Annotated in this window: 6 protein-coding genes; 1 reads left to right on the top strand and 5 read right to left on the bottom strand. The window is 72.3% G+C overall.

Features of this window, described 5'->3' with window-relative positions:
* Positions 1-21 precede the first annotated feature (21 nt).
* The 4 genes from AC5Y4Z_RS06420 to AC5Y4Z_RS06405 are packed head-to-tail and all read right to left on the bottom strand — an operon-like array spanning position 22 to position 13717.
* Positions 22-5199, bottom strand: coding sequence for an amino acid adenylation domain-containing protein (locus tag AC5Y4Z_RS06420; RefSeq protein WP_499961614.1), 5178 nt, complete (start codon positions 5197-5199; stop codon positions 22-24).
* Complete coding sequence (gene mbtD / locus AC5Y4Z_RS06415) at positions 5192-8173, bottom strand: mycobactin polyketide synthase MbtD (RefSeq protein ID WP_499961611.1); 2982 nt, start codon at positions 8171-8173, stop codon at positions 5192-5194. Before mbtD ends, AC5Y4Z_RS06420 begins: the two co-directional genes overlap by 8 nt.
* A complete protein-coding gene (locus AC5Y4Z_RS06410; RefSeq protein ID WP_499961609.1) occupies positions 8173-9483 on the bottom strand; it encodes a beta-ketoacyl [acyl carrier protein] synthase domain-containing protein in 1311 nt (436 codons plus the stop codon). Before AC5Y4Z_RS06410 ends, mbtD begins: the two co-directional genes overlap by 1 nt.
* On the bottom strand, positions 9473-13717 hold the full coding sequence (locus tag AC5Y4Z_RS06405; RefSeq protein ID WP_499961607.1) for a non-ribosomal peptide synthetase: 4245 nt from the start codon (positions 13715-13717) through the stop codon (positions 9473-9475). The genes AC5Y4Z_RS06410 and AC5Y4Z_RS06405 overlap by 11 nt, the downstream gene beginning before the upstream one ends.
* Positions 13718-13818: 101 nt before the next feature.
* Here AC5Y4Z_RS06405 and AC5Y4Z_RS06400 point away from each other — a divergent pair, with 101 nt between their 5' ends.
* Positions 13819-15441 carry a (2,3-dihydroxybenzoyl)adenylate synthase gene (locus AC5Y4Z_RS06400; RefSeq protein ID WP_499961603.1) on the top strand — a complete coding sequence of 541 codons (1623 nt, stop codon included), beginning with the start codon at positions 13819-13821 and terminating at the stop codon, positions 15439-15441.
* On the opposite strand, the gene AC5Y4Z_RS06395 is transcribed toward AC5Y4Z_RS06400, so the two are convergent.
* The gene (locus AC5Y4Z_RS06395; RefSeq protein WP_499961600.1) at positions 15438-16886 is read right to left on the bottom strand and encodes an FAD-binding oxidoreductase; all 1449 of its coding nucleotides are present in this window, start codon (positions 16884-16886) and stop codon (positions 15438-15440) included. The genes AC5Y4Z_RS06400 and AC5Y4Z_RS06395 overlap by 4 nt on opposite strands.
* Between the last annotated feature and the right edge of the window lie 104 nt (positions 16887-16990).

Below are 16990 nucleotides of genomic sequence, written 5' to 3'. Positions count from 1 at the left end.
CCGGTCGCGCGTCGGCCCGGGTCACGGCTGCCGGCCCCAGGATGCGGTCAGATCCGCCAGCTCGTCGGCGGAAAGCCCCGAGGTGCTCATCGGCGCGTGATGCGTGTCGTGCGCGGGTTCGGCCTCGGCTTCTTGCGCCTTGGCGTCGACGGCGGCGGCGAGCTCGTGAAGCACGGGATGTTCGAAAACCATCCGGGGGGTCAGCGGCAGCCCGGCGTCGCGCGCCTGGGCGGCCACCCGCACCGCGAGGATGCTGTCGCCGCCGAGGGCGAAGAATTCGTCGTTGCGCCCGACGTCCGCGCCGTCGAGCACGCCGGCGAGGATGGTCGCCAGGGCCCGCTCGGTGGCGGTGTCCGGCGCGGCGGCGAGGCCGGCGTCTGCCGCCGCCGGTGGTGGTGGCGTCGAGGGCGGTTGCGTGCCGGCCAGCAGCTCCAGTTGGCCGTCGTGCGTCCACATGCCGCGCTCGCCGTTGCGGTACAGCCTCGAACCCGGTTGCGCGGCAAACGGATCGGCGACAAAGCGGGTGGCGGTCGCCGACGGTGTCGCCAGCCGGGCGGCTCCGGCCGGGCCGCCGCCGTAGTAGACGTCGCCGACCACGCCCACCGGGACGGGGTCCAGCGCGGCATCGAGCACGTATACCCGCGCCGCGTTGGAGCGGTCCAGAATGCGTTGTCGCTCTTGGGTGCTCGCGAGCTCGACCTCCCGGAGCGGCCGGTCGGGGTCGTGGGCAAACGCCTCGATGACGCGCACCAGCCATTCGGCGAACCGTTGGGCGGTGCTGCGCCGATACAGTTCGGGACGGTAGATGACGTGGCCCCGGTATCCGTCGTCGGAGGCGAAGAAGTTGACCGACATGTCGGCGTGCGCGACGTCGAACGTCGGCTCCAGCGCGGTGAAGGTGGTGTCGCCGGCAGGTCCGCTGTCGATGACATTGTCCTGCGGCAAGTGTTCGCGAACGTGCACCACGACGTCGAAGAGCGGATTGCGCGACAACGAGCGCGCCGGGCTGACCGCGTCCACCACCTGATCGAACGGCAGGTCCTGGTGCGCGTAGGCGGCCAGCGCCATCTCCCTGGTCCGCCGCAGCACCTCGCGCAGGGTCGGGTTCCCGCGCAGGTCGTTGCGCAACACCAGGATGTTGATGAAGAACCCGATCAGCCGGTCCAGCTCGGCTTCGTTGCGGCCGGCCACCGGGGTGCCCACGGGGATGTCCGCGTTGCCGCCGGCCTTGTGCAGCACCACCGCGACGGCGGCTTGCAGCAGCATGAACTCGGTGCTGCCGAGCTCGCGGCACAGCGCGGACAGCTTGCCGCGGGTGGCCGACCCGAAGCCGAACTCGACGACGTCGCCGGCGCCGGTGAGCGAGGCCGGGCGCGGGAAGTCCGGGCGCAGACCGTTTTCGCCTGCTAGGCCCTCGAGCTGGCCCACCCAGTACTCGCGTTGCGGGCCCGCGATCCCGGCCTCGGCGTCCAGCAGCCGCGCCTGCCACGCGGCGTAATCGGCGTACTGCACCGGCAGCGGCTCCCAGGACGGGGCCTGACCACCGCTGCGGGCCCGGTAGGCGGTCAGCAGATCGGTGAACAGCACGCCGGCCGACCAGTGGTCGCCCGCGATGTGGTGGACCACCAACGACAGCACGTGCTGTCCCGGCACCCGCAGCAGGGCCACCCGGATCGGCCAGTCGGCCTCCAGGTCGAAGACGTGGCGCCGCTCGTCATCCAGTTCGGTCTGCAGCCACGCCTCGTCGGGTCCGTCGGCGCGGCGCACCGGCACTTCGGCGGACGGGTGGACGACCTGGTATGGCACACCGTCGATTTCGCGGTAGGTGGTGCGCAGGATCTCGTGCCGCGCCACCACATCGGTGATGGCCCCCACCAGTGCCCCGGCGTCGCACGGGCCGCGCAGCGCGGCCGCGAACGGGATGTTGTTGACGGCGTTGGGCCCGTCGAAGCGGTAGGTGAACCAGCTGCGCAGCTGCGACGACGACAGCGGCACCGGCCCGTCGTGGCGTGCCGGGACCAGGCGGGGCCGCGCCGGACCCGGATTCAGCGTGGCCACCGTATCGATGTGTTCGGCGATCCGCGCGACCGTCGCAAGCTCGAAGATCTCTCGCACGCCGACCTCGACACCGAACGTGTTGCGCAATGCCGCAACGAATTTGGTCGCCAGCAGGGAGTGACCGCCGAGGTCGAAGAACGAGTCATCGGCGCCGATCCGGTCGCGACCGAGCAGCTCGCCGAACAGTTCGGCGACGCCTTGCTCGGTCGCCGTCTCGGGTTCGCGGAACTCCGCGCCGGAACCGACCTCCGGCTCCGGCAGCGCGGCGCGGTCGATCTTGCCGTGTGCGGTGATCGGAATCTCTTCGAGCACAACGTATGCCGCGGGCACCATGTATTCGGGCAGCGCCGCCGCCACCCGGGCGCGGATGCGGCCGAGATCAACATCGGCCGTCTCGGCGTCGCCGGCCGCGGGCGTCACGTAACCGACCAGGCTCTTGCCCAGCCGGGGCAGGTCGCTGACCACCACCACGGCCTGGCCGACCGTGGGATCGACCGAGATGGCCGCGGCCACGTCGCCCAGCTCGATGCGGAAACCGCGGATCTTGACCTGTTCGTCGGCGCGGCCCACGAACTCGATGTCGCCGTCGGCGTTGCGGCGCGCGAGGTCCCCGGTGCGATACATCCGTGCGCCGGGGCGGAACGGGTCGGCGACGAATCGCTCGGCGGTGAGCCGGGCGCGGCGGTGGTATCCGTGCGCCAGATGCGTTCCGCCGAGGTAGATCTCGCCGATGACGCCGACCGGTACGGGTTGCAGCGCATCGTCGAGCAGGTACATCGCGGTGTTGATCTTGGGCCGGCCGATCGGCACGATGCGGGTGCCTTGCGGGCCCTCCACCATGTAGCGGCTGGCGTTGATCACGGTTTCGGTCGGGCCGTAGAAGTTGTGCAGCAGCGCGTCGAAGGTGGCGTGGAACTTGTCGGCCACCTCGCCGGGCAGCGGCTCACCGCCGATGGGGACCCGCCGCAGCGTGCGCCACTGGTTCACCCCGGGCAGCGACAGGAACAGCCCGAGCAGGGACGGCACGAAATGCATTGCCGTGATGCCCTCGTCGCGCAACAGGGCGGTGAGATAGCCGATGTCGTTGAGCCCGCCCGGCCGCGGGATCACCATCCGTGCCCCGCAGGCCAGGGTGCCGAAGATCTCGGCGATCGACACGTCGAAGCTCGGTGAGGCGACCTGCAGCAGCCGGTCGGTGTGGTCGACCCTGTATTCGCCCTTGAACCAGACGAAGTACTCGGCGACCGGGCGGTTCGGCACCGCGACGCCCTTGGGCAACCCGGTGGTTCCCGACGTGTAGATCAGGTACGCGGTGTTGTCCGGCCACAGCGGGCGGACCCGGTCGGCGTCGGTCGGGTCGTCGGCGCGGTGCGCGGTCAGGTCGGTCACCGGTTCGCGCAGCACGAGTTTCGCGTCGCAGTCGTCGAGGATGAACTCGAGACGGTCCTGCGGGTAGGTGGGGTCCACGGGCACATAGACCGCGCCGGCCTTGGCGATGCCCAGGGCGGTGACGACCAGCTCCGGTGACTTGTCGAGCAACACGGCGACCCGGTCCTCGCCGCCGATCCCCTGCCCGATCAGCCAGTGCGCCACACGGTTTGCGGCCTCGTTGATGTCGCGATAGGTGAGCCGGCTGCCCTCGTAGACGACGGCAACCGCGTCGGGGGTCCGCGCGGCCTGCTCGGACACCAGGTCGGCGAGCGTCCTGGGAGGGGTGTCGAACGCATCGCCGCGCGACATCTCACGCAGCCACTCGGCGTCGGCCCCGCCCAGCAGCGCCAGCCCGGACAGCGGCGTGTCCGGTCGGGCCAGGGCGTCGCCGAGCAGGACCACGAAGTGTTCGAGCATCTGTTGCGCCAGAGCGGGTTCGAGGATCTCCAGCAGGTGCTCGGCCTCGACCAGCGCACCGGTGCCCTCGAATTCGACCATGAATCCCAGCGGCAGCTGGGTGAGGTTGCCGCGCAGGTCGTAGCGTTCACAGGCGACGCCTGGCGGGCGGAAGCCGCCGCCGTCGGGCTCGCGGAATCCGAAGCTGACGCGGGTCATTCGTTCGGCGCCGTGCCGGCGATCGGGGTTCAACTCGCGCACCGCGCGATCGAGGCTGACCCGTTGGTGGGCGAACGCGCCGGTCGCCATGTCGCGGGTGGATTTCAGCAACTCCCGGAAGCTCATCTCCGGTCGCGGCCGCAGCCGGATCGCCACGGTGTTGCCGAAATAGCCGATCGCGTCGTCGGTTCCGGCGCCGCGGTTGAGCACCGGCGTGGCCACGAGGAAGTCGTCGCTGTGCGTATAGCGGTGCAGCAGGGCCCCGAACGCCGCGAGCAGCACCATGTAGGGGGTGCAGCCGGCGTCGCGCGCCAGCGCCGTCACCCATTGGGTGGTGTCGCCGGGCAGCCGCCGCGTGCTGCGGGCGGCGCGCCAGTTGGTCGGCATCGCCGTGCCGGCCGGTCCCGGCAGCTCCAGCGGTTCCGGCGGATCGGCCATGACGGCGCGCCAGTAGTCGAGGTCGGCCTCGGTGGTGTCCGGTCCGGGCGGGTCGGACGGGTGACGTTCGGGTCCGAGTTCGGCGCCCCCATAGGCGCGGGTGAGGTCGGCGAAGAATACCCGCCAGGAGCCGTCGTCCCAGGCGATGTGGTGGGCGACCAGCAGCAGCACGTGTTCACCGGGTGCGGTGCGCACGGCGGTGATTCGCAGCGGCGCGTCGGTGGAAAGGTCGAAGGGGGCGGAGAATTCGCGTTGGGCCAGCACCTCGAGCCGAAGCCGGCGCGCGCGCTCCGACAGGTCGGCCAGGTCGTGCTGCGCCCACCCCGGGCGCAGGTCGTCGTGCACGGTGGGGCGCGGGTCGCCCTCCTCACTGAGGGCGTACGTGGTGCGCAGCACCCGATGGCGACGCGCGACGGCGTCGACGGCGCCGTGCAGCCGGTCGAGGTCGACGTCGCCGGTGATCCGGTAGGACACACAGACGTTGAGCAGGGCACCGCTGGGGTCGGCCATCTGGACGAACCACATCCGGGCCTGACCGTCGGAGAGCCGGTCGTCGGCGAGGGCGCGCGGCTCCTCGGTGTCACCCGAGAGACCTCGTTCGGCGAGCCTGCGGCGAAGCAGCTCCAGCCGGGCGCCCGTGTCGGCGATATCAGTCACGCGAAATGTCCACCTTCTGTGCGGTTTCGGAGCCCTCGAGTTGTTCGACAAGTTCGTCGCCGCTGATCTCGTCCATCAGCGTGGCCAGGGACACCGTCCGGCCGATCGTCCGTTTGAGGCGCTTGCGCAGGTCCAGCGCCAGCATTGAGTCGATGCCCAGGTCGAAGAGTGAGTCCTGCAGGTTCAACTCGGCGGGTGCGATTCCGAGCACGGCCGCCAATTCGCCGCGCACCGCATCGATCACGGGCACCTGGGCGCCGGTGGGATGGCGCGCGGCCACTTCCTGCGCTCGCCGATGCCCGCGGTCCAGGAAGACGCGCAACCGGGCCGCGTCCGCGGCGAACACCAGCGGGTCGTCGCGCCATTCGCGCAGGCTCGCCTCGATCGCGTCCCGCGGCGCCATCTGGCGAAGCCCGGCCCGCTCGATGTCCGCGATCCCGGCCGAATCCGCGATGCCGCGGCCCGATTCACCATCGGCCGGACCCCGCCACAGGCCCCACTTCACCGCGACGCAGTGCCTACCCCGGGCGCGCAGGCGCGCCGCGGTCACGTCCAGCAGCCGGTTGGCGGCCGAGTACACGGCATGCCCGCGCCCGCCCCAGACGCCGGATACGGACGAGCACAACAGCATTCGAGCGCCGGGGCGGACCGGCCACAGGTCGGCCATCCGCGCGAGCCCGGTCACCTTGGCGGCCAAAGTGTCGATGGCGGCCGCCGCCGTGAGCGCCGCCGTGCCGAAGGTGGCGCTGCCCGCCGCGTGCACGATCAGGGAGGCGCCGGCACCGCCGTATTCCGCCGCCACGAGCGCCAATTGGGCCGGATCGGTGATGTCGCACGGCGGCGACACCAGCTCGGTGCCGTAGGTGGCAGTCAGGCCCGTCAGCACGCCGGGGTCGGCCGGATGGCGGCTCAGCAGGACGATGCGCCGCGCGCCCCGTTCGGCGAGAACGCGGGCATAGTGCAGACCGATGACGCCGGCACCGCCGGTGATCACGACGTCGTCGAGCGCCCCGGAGTCCGGAGACCATGGCGGCGGGGCGGGCGCGTCGCGGAACGAGCGCTCGAACACCACGAAACCGCCCGCGGTTTCGCGCAGCGCCAGCTCAGCGGAGCCGGACAGCAGACCCGCGACGGCTGTGTCGGCCGCGGTCGGCGCCAAGTCCCGCGACGGCAGGTCCAGGTGGGTGAAAGCCAGTTGGGGATGATCGAATCCGATGCTGCGGTGCATCGCGGCCAGCGCCGCGTGGCCGGGCGACGGCGGCGGGTCCCCGGCGGTGACCCGCTCGGCGCCCACGGTGACCAAGCAGAGTGTGTGGCAGCGCGGACCGAGCCGGTGCGCGTACTCGAGCAGGCCGGCGCCGATGTGCTCGCCGAGGGCGTCGACGACCCGCGCGGCTTCCAGCGCCGGCGCGATCGCCACGACGATCTCCGCGTCCCCCGGTTGGCCGATTCTGGCCCCGGGGCGGGATTCGATTGCGGCGCTGAGTGTTTGGGCCAGCGCGCCGCCATCGCCGAGATCGAGCACCGCGCAAGCCACGGGCGCCCCGGGCGCTGACGGCGCCATGGGTTCCCAGTGCTCGACGGCAGTGGTCAGGCCGGGGTCGGGCGCGGTCCCGAGTGCTGCGGGGTGTGCCCACAGGGAAATCGCGCGCATCGGCGCGTTGGGGAATCCCGGCAGGTGGACGGGGCCGTCGGCCGGGCCCTCCAGGTACCCATCCCACGCGTAGCCGGGGTCGGTCACCGCGGCGGTCACGATGGCGGCCGACAGCGCGTCGGCCAGCGGCTGGTCCGTGCGCGCCGATCCGACCAGCACCGCCGGGTCGTCCGACAGGCCGGCCTCGAAGACCTGCCCGATCGTGTACAACAGCGCCGGATGCGCCGACAGCTCGACGAATGACCGCGCGCCACAACGGATCGCCGACTCGACCGCGCGGTCCATGCGCACCGTGTTGCGCAGGTTCGCATACCAGTAGTCGGCGAAAAGCGTGCCCGGGGCCACCACGTCGCCGGTGGCGCCGCCGATGAACTGGACCGGCGTCTCGGCGAATTCCGCAACGGGCAGCTGTGCGCGCAGTTCGTCGCGCAGCGGCTCGAGCAGGCTGGTGTGGCCCGGGAAGCCCGCCGTGATCTCGCGGGCGAACTGCCCGCGGGAGCGGAGCACGTCGACGATGGCCAGCACCGCGTCGCGGTCACCCGACACCGCGACGGTCGAGGCGGAGTACACCACGGACAGCTCCGCCCAGCCGTCGGTGGCCGCGATCAGCGACGCGGCCTCCCCGGCGCCGATCCCCAGCGTCGCCATCGCGTAGCGGCCCGGCAGGCGATCGACCACCCGGGCCCGCGCCGCGACCACGGCGACGGCGTCCGGTAGCGCGACGCTGCCCGCGACGACGGCCGCGGCGACTTCCCCGAGGCTCTGTCCGACGGTGAGATCGGGAACGATGCCGCATGATCGCCACACCGCCGCCAAGGCCACGGCGTGGACGAATTGCGCGCACTGGACCTCGATCTCGGAAAAGCCCGGCGGGTCCCCGGCCGTCAGGTAGCGCAGCGGCGACTCGACGCCGGCGGCCACGCACGCGGCGGCGCAGCGATCGGCCGCCGTCCGGTAGCCCGGGAGCTCCCGGTAGGCGGCGGCGCCCATGCCCGGCCAGTGGCGGCCCTGGCCGGGAAACACGAACGCCAGGCGCGGCGCCGAATCCAGCGCCGACGTGGCGACCAGCGGATGCTCGCGCCCGGCGGCCAGCGCCCACAGCCCGTCGGCGAGCTCGATTCGGTCCGCGGCGCGGACGACAGCCCGGTGCCTGCGGGGCCGCCGGGTCCCGCGCAGCTGCCAAGCCACCTGGGCCACCGTCGTTTCCGGGCGGCGGTCGAGGTAGTCCGCGATCGCGCGCGCATCCGCCGATACGAGTTCGCCGGCGTGCGCGCTGAGCGCCACCGGGATCCGCCCGTCGGGCAATCGTTTCGGAATCATCAAGCGACTCCGGGCGCGGTGTCGGGCATCGCGACGATCAGGTGGGTGTTGGTGCCGCTCATCCCGAACGCGGACACCGCCGCGATTCGCCATCCCTCGCGGGCCGGCCAAGGCGTCAGCTTCTTGGCCAGCCGCAAACCCTGGGTGTCCCAGTCGATTTCGCGACTGGGTTCGTCGACGTGCAGGGTCGGGGGGATCGCGGCGTGTGCGGCGGCCAGGATGACCTTGGCCAGACCCAGCGCGCCCGCCGCGGCCTGGGCGTGCCCGATGTTGGACTTCACCGATCCCAGCAGCGGTCCGCGCCCGGCCGGCGCCGTGCCGTAACTGGCCGCCAAGGACGACAATTCGGTCCGGTCGCCGAGCCGGGTGCCGGTGGCGTGCCCCTCGATCATCCCGACGTCGACGGGGTCGACCCCGGCCTGTGCGATGGCGCGCCGGAACAGGCGCAGCTGCGCGTCGCCGCTGGGCGCCATCAGCCCGCTGCTGCGCCCGTCGGAGTTCAGGCAGCTGGCGCGCACCTCGGCGAGGATGCGGCGCCCGTCGGCCACCGCGCGGGACCGCCGCTGCAGCACGAACATGGCCGCGCCTTCCGCCCAGACGGTGCCACTGGCGTGCGCGCTGTAGGGCCGGCAGTGGCCGTCGTCGGACAGCGCGTGCTTCTTGGAGAATTCGACGAAATAGCCCGGGGTGCCCATCACGCAGACACCGCCGGCCAGCGCGAGGTCGCAGTCGCCGGTCCGGATCGCCTGGACCGCGGTGTGAAAGGCCGCCAGCGCCGACGAGCATGCGGTGTCGACCGTCAGCGCCGGGCCGGCCAGGTCCAGCGTGTAGGCGATGCGGCCGGAGATGACGCCCAGCGACGTCCCGGTCATCAGATGCCCGGTGTGTTCGGAGAACTCGGAGAGGGCGGGGCCGTATTCGAGGGTGGAGGCGCCGACATAGCAGCCGACGTCGTGCCCGGCCAGGTCGTCGGGGTTGATGCCGCTGTTCTCCACGCTGCGCCAGGCCATTCGCAGCGCGACGCGCTGCTGGGGGTCCATGGCCGCCGCCTCCCGGCGGGAGATGCCGAAGAACTCGGGATCGAATGTGGTTGCGCTGGAAAGGAATCCACCGAGGTCGTGGATGGGCTTGAAGCCGTCGCGCCGTGACCCGTCGAACAGCTCGCGCAGCGCCCACCCCCGGTCGGTGGGGAACGGGCCCAGCGCCTCTCGCTGTTCGGCCAGCAGCGCCCAGAAGTCGTCGGCGGTTTCGACGCCTCCCGGCGCTTCGACCGCCATCCCGACGATCACGATCGGGTCGTTATCGGACATCGGCGCTCACCATCCGCGCCACCGCGTCGAGGTGATCGTTGAGGTAGAAGTGACCGCCGTCGAACTCCGACACCGTGAACCGGCCGGACGTGTGGGTTTCCCAGCCGGCCAGGATTTCCCGGCCGATCCGGTGGTCGCGGTTGCCGCCCAGCGCGTGGATGTCGGCGCCGATGCGCACATCCGTCGCGCACGAGTAGGCGTTCAACGCCCGGTAGTCGGCCCGGACCGCCTGCACCAAAAGTTCGACGAACTCCTCGTCCTCCAGCAGCTCGGGGTCGGTGCCGCCGAGGTCGATCATGTCCTCGAGCACGCCGCTGCCGGAGGTCGGCAGCGGCCCGTACCCGGCGACCGTCGACGGGGCCTGCCCGGCCGAAGCCCACAGCGCCCGCACCGGCACCCCGTTGGCTTCGGCGACGCGGGCGAACTCGAAGGCGACGACCGCCCCCATGCAGTGACCGAACAGGCTCAGCGGGGCCGCCGAAGCCCAGTCGCCCGCCTCGAAGAGGTCCAGCGCCAGCGCGCCGACGGTGTCCGCCGCGGGGTGATTGCGCCGGTCGGCCCGCTGCGGGTACTGCACCACGTAGGCGTCGACTCCGTTGGACGACAACGCTTTCGCCAGCGACCGGTAGGCGGCGGCGGCGCCGCCGGCGTGCGGGAAAACCACCACCGAGCCGCGCGCGGTGTCACCGGTGAACCGCTTGACCCAGGGCTGGAACTCCCGTCGCACCGGCTCGCTCGTGTCGAGCGCGGACAGCACCTCCGAACTCGACATCTCCGCGATTTCCAGGTAGACGTCGGCCACCAGCTCCAGCCGGCCGGGGTCGTCCTCCCGGTCGCCGAGCAAGCGGGCCAGCGCGGCGACGGTGCGGGCGGCAAAGACGTCGGCGACCATCAGGCTCGGGGAATCGAGCCACTGCCGGATCGCGGCGACGGCCTGCGTCGCGAGCACGGAATCGCCGCCGAGGGAAAAGAAGTCGTCGTGGATGCCGACGGCGTCGGTGTCGCGGTTCAGCAGGTTCGCGACGATGTGGCAGAGCGCGCGCTCCAGCCGCGTCCGCGGCGCCTCGTGCCGCGCCGCCTGTTCGCCGGGCTGCTCGGCCACCGCGGCCGTCAGCTGCGCGGCGACGGCGCGCCGGTCGATCTTGCCGCCGTCGGTGAACGGGATGCGCTCGACCACCGACACGTGCCGCGGGATCATGTGCGCGGGAACGAGATCGGCGAGCAGCTCCCGAATGCGTGCGGCGCTCGGCGCTGGGCCGTCGAGGCGGACGGTGGCGGCCAGCACCTCGGCGCCACCAGGCGCCGGCACCGCGGCGGCCACCGCCGCTCGCACGCCGGGCAGGCGTCGCAGCGCCGCCTCGATCTCGCCGAGCTCGACGCGGTACCCGCTGACCTTGATCCGGTGATCGGCGCGGCCGACGAACTCGAGGGTGCCGTCGGGCCAGTAGCGGGCCAGATCGCCGGTGCGATACCAGGTTCGGCCGTCGTGGACGACGAAGCGCTCGGCGGTCAGTTCGGGGCGCCCGCGGTAACCCCGGGCGATGCCGCGTCCGGACACCCACAGCTCGCCGGGCACCCAGTCGGGGCAGTCGGCGCCGGTGTCGCCGACGACCCGGCAAGCGATGTTGGGAAACGGTTTGCCGTAGGGCACCGCGGTCCAGTCGTCCGGCAGATCCGCCGAGACTTCGAAAATGGTTGCGTGGACGGCGGTTTCGGTGGCACCGCCCAGCCCGGCGAAGCGCACGCCGGGCGCCTGCGCCCGCAGCCGGCGGGCCAGGCCGGGGCGCACCCAGTCGCCGCCGGTGGGCACCACCCGCAGCGACGACAGGCTTCCCTCGAACGAGGCCTCGCCGACCTCGACCAGCATCTCCAGCCAGCCCGGCAGGAAGTTCAGCACGGTGACCCGGTGGGTGTCGATCAGCCGGGCCCACGCGTCGGGATCGCGGCGCTGCGCCTCCTCGACGACCACGATCGCTCCCCCGGCGCGCAGGGTGGCGAAGACGTCCAGCACCGACATGTCGCATTCCAGCGTCGATAGGGCCAGGCACCGGTCGGCGGCGCCGAGGTCGAAGTGGCGGCTGATGAACTCCACGGTGTTCATGGCGCCGTCGTGTGTCATCTCGACGCCCTTGGGCTCGCCGGTCGACCCGGAGGTGAACAGCACGTAGGCGAGCCGCGCGGGATCCGTTGCCGCGGGCGTGATCTCGGGGCCGGCCGCGTTTCGCAGCACGTCGGCGAGCCCCAGGCCCGGCACCGGTAGCGGCAGCGGGCGCCCGCCGCACACCAGCGCCAGGCTCACCCCGCCGGTGTCGAGGATGCGTTCGGCGCGATCGCGTGGCTGGTCGACGCCGATCGGCAGGTAGACGGCGCCGGCGGCCAGGATCCCCAGCAGCGCCGGCACCTGTTCGGCCGTCTTCGGGCCCATCACCGCTACGGTGTCGCCGGCGCCGATCCCGTTGCCGCGCAGCGCCGCGGCCACCGCCAGGGCCTGGTCGCGCAGCTGCCGATAGGTGAGGTCGCCGGAGCCGGCGAACACCGCCGGCGCGTCGGGGTGCCGCTCGGCGCGGCGAAAGAACCCGTCGTGCAAGGCTTCCCCGCTGGGCGCGGCGGTGCGGCCGTTGGCGGCCTCACGCACCGCGCGCTGCGCGTCGGGCAGCGCCGGCGGCCCGGGGGCGTCCCAGGCGTCGTCGGCGGAGGCCAACCGCAGCAGTTCGTCGATGTGGTGGGCGAACATGGCGTCGACGACCCCGGGCGCGAAGACGCCGTCGCGCACGTCCCAGTTCACCAGCACCCCGCCGTCGAACTCGGTGACCTGCGCGTCGAGCAGCACCTGGGGTCCCTGCGAAATGATCCATGCGGGGGTGCCGAATTGCGTTGTGACGTCGGCGTTGAACAGTTCCCCGAGGCCCAGCGCGCTGGTGAAGACGACCGGCGCCAGCACCTGGGTGCCGCGATGGCGGCTGAGGTCGCGCAGCACCGACAGCCCGGGGTAGGCGGAATGAGCGGCGGCGGTCCGCATGGCGTCCTGCACGGCGTGCGCCCGCTCGGCCGGGGTGCCGGATCCGGTGAGGTCGACGTCGAGCAGCAGCGAGGAGGTGAAGTCGCCGACCAGCGAGTCGACGTCGGGGTGCAGGGCCTGGCGCCCGAACAGCGGGACGTTCAGCAGGAACCGCGAGCTGGACCAGCGCGCCAGCGCGTTGGCGAACACCGCGGCCAGCGCCATCGCCGGGGTGACGCCGCGCGCGCGGGCGCGGGCGAACAGCGCGTCGCGGGTGGCCGGGTCCAGCCAATGCCAGCGCCGGGTGCTGGTGCGTGAGTCGCGGCCGCCGGTCGTCGGCGGCGCGGGCGGGTCCGGCAGCTGCGGGATGCGCCGCGCCCACCAGTCCCGGTCGGCGTCACGGTCGGGTTGCGGCCGGGCCTCCGCGCTCGCGATGGCCTGGCGGTATTCGCGGTACGTGTAGCCCAATTCGGGGAGTTCGTGGCCGAGGTAGAGGGCGGCGAGGTCGGCCATCAGGGTGCGGTAGCTCATCGCGTCGGCGGCCTGCATGTCCAGGTCGACGTGCAGCCGGGACCGCCCGCCGGGCAACAGCGTCAACGCCAGCTCGAACACCGCGCCGTCGAGCTGCTGGTGCGATTTGGCGTCGCGCAGGGCCGCCAGGCGCGCATCGACGAGATCATCGTCCCCACGGAGGTCCTCGACGGTGACCGGGAAGTCCCCGCATTCGCCGGGCGCGGCGATGCGCTGCGTGCCGTCGGGCAAAAACCGCGCTCGCAGCATCGGGTGGCGGCGGGCCAGCGCGGTGGCCGCCGCGCGCAGGCGGTCGGGGTCGATCGGGCCGCCGTCGAACTCGACGTAGAGGTGCCCGGCCACGCCGCCGAACTGCTGGTTGTCCTGGCGGCCGACCCACATCGCGTGCTGCATCGGCGCGAGCGGAAACGGCTCTGACGCGTCGGAGGCCCCGTCTGGGGCCGGTGCCGGCGCTTCGGTCCCCGCGGGCTCCGGGGCCGCGGTCACCAGCTCGGACCAGGCCTCGATCGTCGGTGCGGCGGCCAGCGTGGCGAAATCGACGGCGATGCCGTGGCGGCGCCAGCGACCCGCCAGCGTCATCATCCGGATGGAGTCCAGGCCCTGGCCGATGAGGTTGCTACCTGGGTGGATGGCGTCGGTGCGCACGCCGAGCAGCTCGGCCACCTCCGCGCGGATGTCCTCCGAGCACGCCGGGGCACGCACCACGAATCCTCCTGAATTAGCAAAGGCTGCCCTAACTTGCTTGGTTACCCTATCCTCGATCCCTACGCCGCCGCCACCGGCCCCCGCCACGACTTTGGAGACAGATGACCCCCGACGCCACGCACGCGGGTTTCGTGCCGTTCCCCGCCGAGCGGGCCGCGTCCTATCGGGCGGCGGGCTACTGGGCCGGGCGAACGCTGGACACGATCCTGTCCGACGCCGCGCGGCGCCGGCCCGGCCACACCGCCGTCATCGACGCGGCGGCGGATCGCGGATTGAGCTACGCCGAACTCGACGAGCGGGCCGACCGGGTGGCGGGCGGGCTGCGGCGCCTGGGCGTCGCGCCGGGCGACCGGGTGCTGCTGCAGCTGCCGAACGGCTGCCGATTCGCGGCGGCGCTGTTCGGTTTGTTACGGGCGGGGGCGATCCCGGTGATGTGCCTGCCCGGTCACCGGGCCGCCGAACTCGGCCACTTCGCCGCGCTCAGCGAGGCGACCGCGCTCGTGATCCCCGATGCCGCAGGCGGTTTCGACTACCGGGCGATGGCGCGCGACCTCGTGGACGACCACCCCGCGCTGTGGCACGTCGTCGTCGACGGCGACCCCGGTCCGTTCACCGCGTGGACGCACCTGGAAAGCGCTCCCGCCGACGCGCCCGCGCCGTCGGCCGATCCGGAAGGGCCTGCGCTGCTGCTAGTTTCGGGCGGCACCACCGGCATGCCCAAGCTGATCCCCCGCACCCACGACGACTACGTGTTCAACGCGACCGCCAGCGCCGAGGTCTGCGGGCTCCGTCCCGACGACGTCTACCTGGCTGTGCTGCCCGCCGGCCACAACTTCCCGCTGGCGTGCCCGGGCCTGCTCGGCGCGATGGCGGTGGGCGCCACGACGGTATTCGGCGCCGACCCCAGCCCCGAGGCCGCGTTCGCCGCCATCGACAGGCACGGTGTCACGGTCACCGCGCTGGTGCCGGCGCTGGCCAAGCTGTGGGCGCAGGCCTGCGACTGGGAGCCGGTAACGCCAAAGTCGTTGCGGCTCCTGCAGGTTGGCGGAGCCCGGCTCGAGGCGGCCGACGCCCGCCTGGTGCGCGCCGCGCTGACACCCGGCCTGCAGCAGGTGTTCGGGATGGCCGAGGGCCTGCTGTGCTTCACCCGGCCGGGCGATCCGCCGGACGTCGTCGAGAACACCCAGGGCCGGCCGCTGTGCGCCGGTGACGAACTGCGCATCGTCGACGGCGCGGGCGAGCCGGCGGCGCCCGGCGAAGAGGGCGAGCTGCTGGTGCGCGGGCCGTACACGATCAACGGCTACTTTCGCGCCGAGCGCGACAACCAGCGCAGCTTCGATCCCGACGGCTTCTACCGCAGCGGCGACCTGGTCCGCCGCACCGACGACGGCTACCTGGTGGTCACCGGCCGGGTCAAGGACGTCATCACCCGCGGCGGTGAAACCATCGCCGCGCCGGAGCTCGAGGAGCACCTGCTGAGCCACCCCGCGATCCATTCGGCGGCGGCGGTCCCGCTGCCCGATCCCTACCTTGGTGAAAAAGTCTGTGCCGCGGTGGTTTTCGTGGGGCCCGCGTTGACCCTGGCGGAGCTGAACGCCCACCTCGACGAGCGCGGCGTGGCCGCCCATGCCCGCCCCGACACGTTGGTGGCGATGGCGGCGCTGCCCACCACGCCGATCGGCAAGGTCGACAAGAAGGCGATCGCCCGTGAGCTCGCCGGCTAGAAATTCAGCCCGGAGAACATGACCCGGTTCGGGTCATACTTCTGCCGCACTGCGGTCAGCCGGGCCAGGTTCGGCCCGAAGTAGCGCGAGGCGGGCTGATTGGCCTCGATGTAGTTGACGTAACCGCCGACCGAATAGGCCTGCACCGCTTGGTGAGCCGTCTGCAGCCAGCCGGTCGCCGCGGCCGGGTCGCCGGTCTCGACATACCACTGCACCAGCGCGGACTGGCGCCGCCACGGATACGCGGTGGCTCCCGGCGCCACAGTGGCCAGCGCGCCGTCGAGGGCGTGCATGATCGCGAGCATCCGGCCCGCGCCGCGGGGAAAGGCCTCGACCGCCGAGGCGATCCCCTGGGCCGCCGCAGGGGTGATCGTCGTAAAGACATCGGACCCGCCGACATAGCCGAGCGGCGACGGGTTGAGGTTGTTGACCGCGAGATAGTTCACCAGGTCCAGGTAGTTGAACGTGTGGCTCTCGGTGCCGGTCGGTTGCAGTCCCACCGCCTTGGTGATCGCGGCCGCCACGCTGTTGCCCGAGCCCGCCGGGCAGGTCGCCAGGATTCGGCAATGCGTGCCCATACCATCGACGGTGGCGTCGGCCAGCGCCCAACTGTTCTGGTCGGCGGTGCGCAGCCAGTTCTGCCAGCCCACCAGGACCTGAGCGAACGACTGCGGCGCGAAATTGAGGTTCACGGCGTCGACGTTGGCGGTGGGGAACGTGGCGAAGGTCAGCGCCGTGGTGACCCCGAAGTTGCCGCCTCCGCCGCCGCGCAGCGCCCAGAACAGGTCGGGGTTGCTGGCCGCCGACGCGGTAACGGCCTGGCCGTTGGGCAGCACCACCGACGCCGCCGTCAGCTGGTCGCAGAGCAGCCCCGCGTGCCGCGATTGGGCGCCCATCCCCCCACCGAGGGCGTGCCCGGCGGCCCCGACCGACGGGCAGGTCCCGGTCGGGACACCGCGGCCCACGGCGGCCAGCGTGCGGTGCATCGTGTACAGGCTCGTCGCCGGCGTCACCGTGATCTGCCCCGTGGAGGCGTCGTAGTGGGCATCCCCGGGCAGCTGGCGCAGGTCGAGCACCATGGTTCCGTTGGCCGTGGACGCACCGATGTAGGAGTGCCCGCCACTGCGCGGGGCCACCTTGAGGTTGTGGGCGGCGGCGAAGGCCATGGCCTTCTGCACGTCGGCCGCCGAGGTCGGCGTCACGATCGCCGCCGGCGTGAGACCGTTGTAGTTGGTGTTGAAAACCTGCTTGGCCCCGGCGAATTGGGGGCTGTCCGGCAGCAGCACCTTCCCGCCCAACGCGGTGGAAAGACCCTCCCAGCCCGACGCGTTCGGGGCGGCGCCGGCGCGGACCATGCCGACCCGGCCCGATCCCAAAACCGCGCCGGCGGCCAGCGCCCCGGCGGCGCCCCGCAGAAACGCCTGCCGCGAGATCTCACGCGCCAATGTCGGGCTCCCGCGATTGCGTCATGTCCCGCATTGTCGGGCAACCGGGCCGCGGCGCCGCGCGACGTGTCGCGGGGACAACCGAAACGTGCCCGAACCGTTAC

It is taken from the genome of Mycobacterium sp. NGS63 (assembly GCF_059812295.1).
This window is presented reverse-complemented; position numbering and strand designations above follow the sequence as displayed.